We start from the raw sequence: 7,907 nt of genomic DNA, 5'->3' as shown, positions 1-7,907 counted from the left end.
GTATTAAACGATGACGCGCGGCGCTTGATACCATGCACCTCATACCCTTTTTCCAGCAGAAATTCTGCCAGGTAAGACCCATCCTGTCCGGTTACGCCAGTAATGAGAGCGACTTTTGACATTTTCATTTCCTCAAATAGTCCCGTTAGGGAGTAACTTTCTGAACGCGCTGGCGCGTTACCACTGCGGGATTGCCCCGACAAATCGCATTTGCCGGTAATGATTTAAATACGCTGCTGCGCGCGCCGACGACGGTGCCATGACCTATCGTCACGCCGGGCGCGACAAAAACATCGGTTGCCAGCCAACATTTTTCGCCAATAACAATCGGCGCGGCGTTAATATCGAAATGGGCGCTGGTATAATCATGGCTACCGGTACACAAATACCCTTTTTGTGAAATAACCGCATGTGCGCCAATATTAATTTCACCCAACGTATATAACACAGCGTCGTCGCCTACCCAGGCATAATCGCCGACGGTTAATTTCCACGGGTAGGTAATTTTTACTGACGGTCGAATAACCACATTCTTTCCAATTTTGGCGCCAAACAGACGCAGCAAAAAGGCTCGCCAGCGATACAATATTTGCGGCGACCCGGCGAATAATGTCGCCTGTACCGCCCACCATAATTGTACTTTTAGCGCATTAGCGCCGCGGAACCCCTTCGGCACCGTAAAGCCGCTAAGATCCTGCATAATAACTCCCGGTGATTAGACTTTGTTATACCGCGCTTTTGTTTTACCCGTCGTTTTCAGACGTAATAAATAGGATAATTGCGCCCAAAACCCTGGCACACGTAATATTTTTCGCTGTACGTTTTTTGCATCCTGACATAATTCCAGATTATTCGAGGTTGACACGCCGCCCATCGAAAATTCAGATACCAGTCCGTTAATTCGTCGAAAAGGATAGCCTGCTTTATAGAGACGGGCCGCCAGCGCATAATCTGAAGAGACATGATATTGCAGATCATAAGGATACTTTTTTAACGCTGCCGTCGGGAAAAATATTGCCTGATGGCTGGCTGGCAAACTATGGTAGATATAATACCCGGATTTAGCCTTCCGGCGTATTTTATGCCCGCCGCCGAAATCCAGCAGCGCGTCGCCAATATACATCGCCTCGCCCTTTTGTCGCGCCAGTTGGCGGACAAACAGCGCGGCATCATCATGGAACGCATCACCGGAATTAAGAAACAGGGTATAGCGCCCCTGCGCCAGCGCAATGCCTTTGTTCATGGCATCATAAATACCGCGATCCTTTTCACTGATAAAACGCAGGTTAAACTCACCGTGACGTTTTTGCAGAAATTCGCGCGTGCCGTCCTCCGAACCGCCATCCACTACGATCCATTCAAATGACAGACCCGGATCGCGCGCCAGATTGCGCAGCGAGCGCCAGGTTTTTACCACCCCTTCGTAATTGCGAAAGGCGACGGTAACGACGCTTAAAAACATGCCACCACCCCGTTATGAAATTTTTAACGCCTTGCGCAAAATGAACGGACAGACGATTAAAAAAGCATATTCCGGGCTAAATATTGAACCGGTAAAAAACAGCGACACCGGCGTAAAAAGATAGAGCTGCACCCGAAAATTGCGATTATCGCCAAACGCATTTAGCGCCATTTTTAAAACTTTCCCCATATACCACAGCGTCATTAGCACTGCGAACCAGGAAAAATAAATAATCAGCAGATACAATCCATTGTCTATGGTTTTCCCGACATCCGCACCGTTAAAGATTCCGAATGATGCGACATATTCATAAAGTGAGCCAAATCTGACTACACCATCAATATGGGTCAAGGAATATCCGACCATGACTAACGGGCCCACAATACGATAATAAGAAGATGAGCCTTCCGTCCCTAAATCGCCAAGTCGTGTCGCGATATAAGGAAATGCAATAATTACCCCAACCAAAAACAGGGTTAATGAGACCAGCGCCAGTGGAAGTTTTTTCTTTATCGCATCCTTATTCAAATATTGGAACGCCCACTCCAGAAGGTAAAACAAGATAAAGGTCATTACACCTGAAAATGATCCTGATAATATTATCCCTGCCAGAATCATAGCATCGCTTTTCGGTGTTTTGATACCAAACTGTTTGATGCTCAGCCAAATTGAGATTAGTGCCAAAGCGAAAAATGCCGGTTCAAAATAAAGCGCAGTGGTACGCTTACCGCCAAATTTTATGAAGTTCAGTACGTAGCTATTACTGTAAATGAGATATTTCGAAATTCCTTCCATAATACTGCTGCCGCCGGTAAGGATAATTTGCGCCATCTCAACCGCGGCGAGCGCGACCACTATACCCACCACCAGATAAAAAAAACGCAAAATCTTTCGGTGGTTATGCGCGGAAATGGTTTTGAATCGGATACTCCAGACCATCCCGATAATGACCACAATATAGACAAACAGCATCGTGGACGTGACATATTTACCGGCATTCAGCGACTGGCCGAACAAGAAGTTAAATGCCGTAAGCCCCGCGCCGATGCCTAAGGCGATCATCAATTTTTTTACGCTAATGCGTTCCACAAATAACAGCAGCAACAGCGGTAAAAAAGTGACGATGGTAATGGGAAAGCTTTCCCCCAGTTGGGCAATCTTGACATTGACCAGTAGGTAGATCAGCGGCAGCAGCAGATAGCTACAGATTCTGATAGAACGAGACATACTCCTCCAGCATCTGTTGACCGCTGTACGCGACGCGGCTACGCATACGAAAGGCGTCCAGCGTTGCGCCAAATACCGCCTGAGCAATCTCTGGCTTACGCCGCTGCGCCAGGCGCAGTACATCTGTAGCGGCAAAAGTCTGGCCGCCGGATTTCGCTAGCACCTCCTGCGCCGCCTCGCTGTGGGTGGCGATTACCGGTACGCCGATCGAGAGCGCTTCACACAAGATCAGCGGATAGTTATCGACCCGCGAGCTAAAGACCAGCGCATCCATCTCATTGAGCGCGCTCATTAATTTGCGCTTATCGGTTTCAAAACCGTGATTAACAACGTTTTGGCCAGTAAAAGGCGAAAATTTACCGAAGGTATGCAGTTCAATTTTTTCGCCCAGCGCCATCATGTCGTGTACCAGACGCTGGTCAGTTTTGCCGTCATAACGCAAGTCATGCGCCACAATGGCAATTCGCGGTTTGCCCGGATTCAGCGGCACAGGTGATAGCTGCGCGAGAATCGCCTCGGTCGCCAGATCGATACCGTTGTTAATAATCTGGCAGCGCCCCGCGCCATAAACGCTGTTAAAGGCCTCGGCCACGTGCTGGCTCGGTGAAATAAACCGGCAGCCCAGCCGCAGCATGTCCCGAAAGCGCTGACGTTTGCCGCCAATAAGCTGGTGCGCCCGATCCACCCTGACCGGCGGATAATTGCTTAGGGTCGGACATTTTTGGCAGCCGCTTTTCCAGCCCTCGCAACCGTCGGTGAAGGCGCAACGCCCGGTGACGCTCCAGTGATCGTGCAGCGTCCAGACCAGAGTGACGTCTGGTTTTTGCGCTTTGACTTTTTCGCAAAACGTCACGATGTCCGCCAGGTTTAGCCAGTAACTGTGGAGAACATGAAAATGCAGCACCAGCGGGCCGGATGTCTGGATAACCGTGCGGTAAAGATTGTCGAGATTGCCAAACAGATCGCGATTCAGGAAACGAAACAGCGCGATATTAGCGATTGCCGTGCCGCGCGGCGTCTGTTTTATCACCTGCGGATAACGGTGGTGGCTGACGCTTTTTTTTCCGCCTTTGCCATAACCATAGACAAAACGTGACGTCAGCCCTTTTTGCAGCGCCCGCAGATGGAGATCCAACGCCACTCCCGCCGCGCCGCCTTCCGCCAGCCGTACATTAAATTGCAGAATATTCATGTGCTGACCTTCACCCGTGCTTTTTCTCCCACCACCAGCGCATGGTCCGGAATACTGTCAAGCACCACGCTACCCGCGCCAATCGTGACGTGATTACCGATAGTAATATCGCCAAGCAGGATGACATTCGCCCCCAGCTCAACGCCGTGACCAATCACCGGACAAGCCAGGCTGTCCGCGCCGCGATTGCCAATGGTGACGCCGTGGCGAATGGTAAAATCGTCGCCGGCGACGACATGTTTGTTGATCACTACCGCGTAACCATGATGGATAGTGAACCGCCGACCAATGGTCGCGGCGGCCTGGATTTCATACCCGAACAGGCATTCCGTGATCACGCGATACAGCACCAGCACCGGCGCGGCCCACAGATTATTCAGCACATTCTTTTTGCGCCAGACGGAACAAAAATGAGCGATACGGTAGGCCATCACCATGCAACAGGGGCGTAAGCTCCAGCTATTCGCGCGTAAGTCTTCCAGCATCGTTATCGCCCCCGCAGCCCGGCCGCCAGGCGTTTGCTGTTACGCACGGAGAGCAACGTCAGCAACGTGCGCCAGGTCATTCGCTTATTGCGAATTTGGTACAGCGTAAAAAGCTGGTATTTTTTGCTGGCGCGATCGAATTTATCTTTGTGCTTACGATAAAAATGGAAATAGCCGGAGAACTTTTTCGGCGAAGAGGTAATCTGCATCTCGCCGTGGTTGATATGTAAAATTTGCGTCGCCTCTTCGACTTTCCACGGTTCGCCATACTCCACCACCATGCGCAGAAAAATGTCGTAATCCTGCGCCGCCTTGAGTTCGGTATCGAACAAACACGCTTTAAAACGCCAGGCCCAGGTAAAAACCTGATTGCCAATAATATTTCGCTTGTAGAACAAGCGGCGCGAATAAGGGGATTTCGGATACAGCGGCAGGCTGGCAGGCTGAGAGTAGACCTCGCCCTCGCACACATAGTCGTTGGCATACAAAAAGGCGTGTGTAGTTAACTGGTGTTTATGGGCCAGAAACACGCTCAGACGGTTGGGCGTCCATTCATCGTCATCATCAATACCGGTAATATAGTGTCCTTGCGCCTGCATAATGGCCTGATTGCGTACCGCGCAGGCGCCAGTATTCATGGCGTTATGAGTATAACGAACGCGCGGGTCGTTCAGCTCCTCAACAAATTGTTGTAGCTGCTGATAAGACGAGGAGCAATCATCCACGATGATCATCTCCCAGTGACGGTAGTCCTGACGTAGTACTGATTTAATCGCCCGGATAGCCAACTGCTGCCTGTTCCAGGTTGGCATATAAATTGAGATCAGCGGAGTTTCTGTTGTCATGCTTATTCCCCAGATAGTTTTGCCGCATGGCGCTACGCTTGTCCGGCCTACAGTCACAGGCCGCGCCATCCGGCACGCCTTATTTTTTATTTGGAATCTGACTGGTATTCATATTCGTAATAGCCATAATCCTGGTAGCCCGTCGCCCGGCGGAAAATGGAGTTGAGAATGACGCCTTTGACCTGAATGCCATTCTGGTCAAAACGGCTCAGACTGGTTTCCACCTCTTTTAAGGTGTTGACGGCATAACGCGCCACCATCAGCGTCGTCCCAACGTGACGACCCACAATCGCGGCGTCCGTCACGGCCAGAATCGGCGGCGTGTCGATTAATACCAGGTCGTAGCGGCTGCTTGCCCAGGCGATCAGCTCGCCGAAGCGCTCGCTCATCAGCAGTTCCGATGGATTAGGCGGCACCTGACCGCGCGGAATAAGATCAAAATTAGCGATCGCCGTGGGTTTCGCGCAGGAGGCTATCTCGCCTTTGCCCGCCAGAATGTCAGATAAGCCGTCCACGTTATTGGTGCCGAGCAGTTCATGGGTGTAGCCCTTACGCATATCGCAGTCGATCAGTAATACCCGTTTATGCGTCTGGCTGATGACGGCCGCCAGGTTGGCGCAAACAAAGGTTTTGCCGATAGAGGGGCTGACGCCTGTGAGCATGAGTACATTATTTTGCGCCTGCATCATGGCGAAATGCAGGCTGGTGCGCAGGCTGCGAATCGCCTCAATCGCCAGATCGGTCGGATTGCCCACCGCCAGCAGTTGGCTCTGCTTGTAACGCTTAATCCCTTTAATGGTTTTGACGCTATCGCGCGCTTTTTGCCATTCCGACAGCGGAATACTGGCATAGACGCTGATCCCGTGCTCCTCCAGCGCCTGCGGGCTTTCAATACCGCGATTAAACAGCGAGCGCAGCAGCACGCCGACAATCGATAACATTAATCCCAGAATAATGCTGCCGAGAATAATCAACGCCTTTTTCGGCTTCAGCACGCCCGGCTGGGTAATCGCCGGGTCAACGATGCGCACGTCGCCAACGGTGCTGGCTTCGGTGATTTTCAGCTCCTGCTGTTTATTAAGCAGTTGCATATAGACCTGCTGGCCGGACTCCACATCGCGGGTCAAACGCACAATCTCCTGCTGGGTTTTCGGCATTGCCGTCACCCGCCCGTTCAGTTTGGCTTTTTCATCTTCCAGCGCTTTACGTTTTTCCAGCAGGGTGCGGTAAGCCGGATGCGCTTTGGTAAAGAGCTTGGAAATTTCCGCCTCTTTAAACGTCAACTCATTCAACTGGGCGTCGATATTAACCATCGAATCGAGCACCGCCTTCGCCTCCAGCGGTAAATCCACCGAGTCTTTATCCTGGCGGAAAGCGTTTAGCTTGTTTTCCGCCACATCCAGACGGCTGCGGACTTCCGGCAGTTGTTTTGCCAGAAACGCCAGGCTCTTCCCCGCCTCTTCAGATTTCCGCGCAATATCCTGTTGCAGATAGTTACGGGTAATACTGTTGAGAATGTCGCGGATCTGGTCGCGATCCTCTCCCGTGAACGTCAGGCTCAGAACGCCGGTATCTTTGCCGGTTTCCGTTACGGTGAGGTTATTTTGCAGGTTATTAATCATGCCAAGCGTTGAGAATTTACTCACCGTAAATTCTGTATCAGGACGGGCGTCAATCGCCTCTACCCGCATCGTCACGCCGTCTTTATTGAGTGGCTGGCCCACAACGCCCTGCGCGCTAAATCCGCCGTCGCTAACCAACTGATAACGTTTGTCGCCCAGCACTTTGAGGGTGAAGATCTGTCCGCTCATCGTCTCTGGTCGGGTGAATGTCGTGACTTTCACCATTTCATTGTGACGCCCCATCAGCCGCTCCCACCCGGCGCCGAACAGCGGAAAGGTGTTTTTGGTGACGGCAATATCCAGATCCAGATCGTCAACGGTCTTCCCCAGCACCAGGCGCGATCGAATGAGCTGAATTTCCGCATCGGAAGCCGGCGGCTTATTCGCTAATGCGCTGTTGATATCCTGTACCAGCGAATTACCGGCGTTTTGTTCAATCTGCACCAGCGCATCGGCGCTATAGATGGGCGTGGCGAAGAACGTATAAATTACCGCGCACAGCGCAAATATGGCCGTCGTCCCCAACACCCACCAACGCGCTTCAATCACCGTTCCGAACAGACGCCCGATATCGATTTCATCGCTACCCGTAGCCGCCACAGATTGTTTTACTTTTTCTGTCATGGTTTTCCCTGCTCTGCATTCAGTGCCTGCGCCCACTGGCGGGCAGACCTTTCCAGTAATGTGTACACCGCCTCAAACGCATCGCGGCTTTTGCGATACGGGTCCGGTATTTCACGCTCGCTGTCCCAGTGACCAAACAGCATTACCTTGCCGCGCATTTCCGGCGCAATGTCGCACAGGGCGGCGATGTGGCGTTTCTCCATCGTCAGAATCAGGTCATATTCCCGGCACAGACGCGCGGAAATTTGCCTTGCGCAGTGATTTTCCAAAGACAGATCGTGGGCGCTCGCCACGCTCGCCGCCGCAGGATCGGCGCCTTTGCCGACCAGCGCGCCTAACCCGGCGGACGCAACCGTCAGCGAGGGATGAAAGCGCTTTAGCAAACGTTCCGCCGTCGGGGAACGGCAAACATTCCCCACACAGACCACTAAAATTTTGTTAAACATAACG

Annotated in this window: 9 protein-coding genes; all 9 read right to left on the bottom strand. The window is 51.9% G+C overall.

Annotated features, from left to right (window positions below; genetic code table 11):
• Positions 1-122, bottom strand: a 122-nt coding sequence (locus NBA72_RS20085) for a GDP-mannose 4,6-dehydratase (protein ID WP_139777278.1), incomplete at its 3' end; no start/stop codon positions are given.
• Between the two features lie 23 nt (positions 123-145).
• On the bottom strand, positions 146-700 hold the full coding sequence (gene wcaF / locus NBA72_RS20080) for a colanic acid biosynthesis acetyltransferase WcaF (RefSeq protein WP_001153603.1): 555 nt from the start codon (positions 698-700) through the stop codon (positions 146-148).
• 15 nt (positions 701-715) lie between these two features.
• Positions 716-1,462 (bottom strand): colanic acid biosynthesis glycosyltransferase WcaE, encoded by a 747-nt coding sequence (gene wcaE, locus NBA72_RS20075; RefSeq protein WP_042949035.1) that lies wholly within the window; start codon positions 1,460-1,462, stop codon positions 716-718.
• Positions 1,463-1,474: 12 nt separating this feature from the next.
• Positions 1,475-2,689, bottom strand: coding sequence for a colanic acid polymerase WcaD (wcaD, locus tag NBA72_RS20070; RefSeq protein ID WP_000091392.1), 1,215 nt, complete (start codon positions 2,687-2,689; stop codon positions 1,475-1,477).
• On the bottom strand, positions 2,664-3,881 hold the full coding sequence (gene wcaC / locus NBA72_RS20065; protein WP_001023845.1) for a colanic acid biosynthesis glycosyltransferase WcaC: 1,218 nt from the start codon (positions 3,879-3,881) through the stop codon (positions 2,664-2,666). Before wcaC ends, wcaD begins: the two co-directional genes overlap by 26 nt.
• The gene (gene wcaB / locus NBA72_RS20060; protein ID WP_042949034.1) at positions 3,878-4,366 is read right to left on the bottom strand and encodes a colanic acid biosynthesis acetyltransferase WcaB; all 489 of its coding nucleotides are present in this window, start codon (positions 4,364-4,366) and stop codon (positions 3,878-3,880) included. The genes wcaC and wcaB overlap by 4 nt, the downstream gene beginning before the upstream one ends.
• A 2-nt stretch (positions 4,367-4,368) precedes the next feature.
• Positions 4,369-5,211 carry a colanic acid biosynthesis glycosyltransferase WcaA gene (gene wcaA / locus NBA72_RS20055; protein WP_042949033.1) on the bottom strand — a complete coding sequence of 281 codons (843 nt, stop codon included), beginning with the start codon at positions 5,209-5,211 and terminating at the stop codon, positions 4,369-4,371.
• 86 nt (positions 5,212-5,297) lie between these two features.
• Positions 5,298-7,457: a tyrosine-protein kinase Wzc gene (gene wzc, locus NBA72_RS20050; RefSeq protein ID WP_042949032.1), complete on the bottom strand. Its 2,160-nt coding sequence runs from the start codon at positions 7,455-7,457 to the stop codon at positions 5,298-5,300.
• Entirely contained in the window at positions 7,454-7,903 is a 450-nt protein-coding gene (gene wzb, locus NBA72_RS20045; protein WP_000482224.1) for a low molecular weight protein-tyrosine-phosphatase Wzb, read from the bottom strand. The genes wzc and wzb overlap by 4 nt, the downstream gene beginning before the upstream one ends.
• Positions 7,904-7,907 lie beyond the last annotated feature (4 nt).

It is taken from the genome of Salmonella sp. NW1250 (assembly GCF_051812965.1).
Taxonomy (GTDB): domain Bacteria; phylum Pseudomonadota; class Gammaproteobacteria; order Enterobacterales; family Enterobacteriaceae; genus Salmonella; species Salmonella enterica.
This window is presented reverse-complemented; position numbering and strand designations above follow the sequence as displayed.

Bases quoted from the DNA above. Each gene is read 5' to 3' on its own strand.
- wcaF (WP_001153603.1), bottom strand. From the start codon at position 700: ATGCAGGATCTTAGCGGCTTTACGGTGCCGAAGGGGTTCCGCGGCGCT.
- wcaE (WP_042949035.1), bottom strand. From the start codon at position 1,462: ATGTTTTTAAGCGTCGTTACCGTCGCCTTTCGCAATTACGAAGGGGTG.
- wcaD (WP_000091392.1), bottom strand. From the start codon at position 2,689: ATGTCTCGTTCTATCAGAATCTGTAGCTATCTGCTGCTGCCGCTGATC.
- wcaC (WP_001023845.1), bottom strand. From the start codon at position 3,881: ATGAATATTCTGCAATTTAATGTACGGCTGGCGGAAGGCGGCGCGGCG.
- wcaB (WP_042949034.1), bottom strand. From the start codon at position 4,366: ATGCTGGAAGACTTACGCGCGAATAGCTGGAGCTTACGCCCCTGTTGC.
- wcaA (WP_042949033.1), bottom strand. From the start codon at position 5,211: ATGACAACAGAAACTCCGCTGATCTCAATTTATATGCCAACCTGGAAC.
- wzc (WP_042949032.1), bottom strand. From the start codon at position 7,457: ATGACAGAAAAAGTAAAACAATCTGTGGCGGCTACGGGTAGCGATGAA.
- wzb (WP_000482224.1), bottom strand. From the start codon at position 7,903: ATGTTTAACAAAATTTTAGTGGTCTGTGTGGGGAATGTTTGCCGTTCC.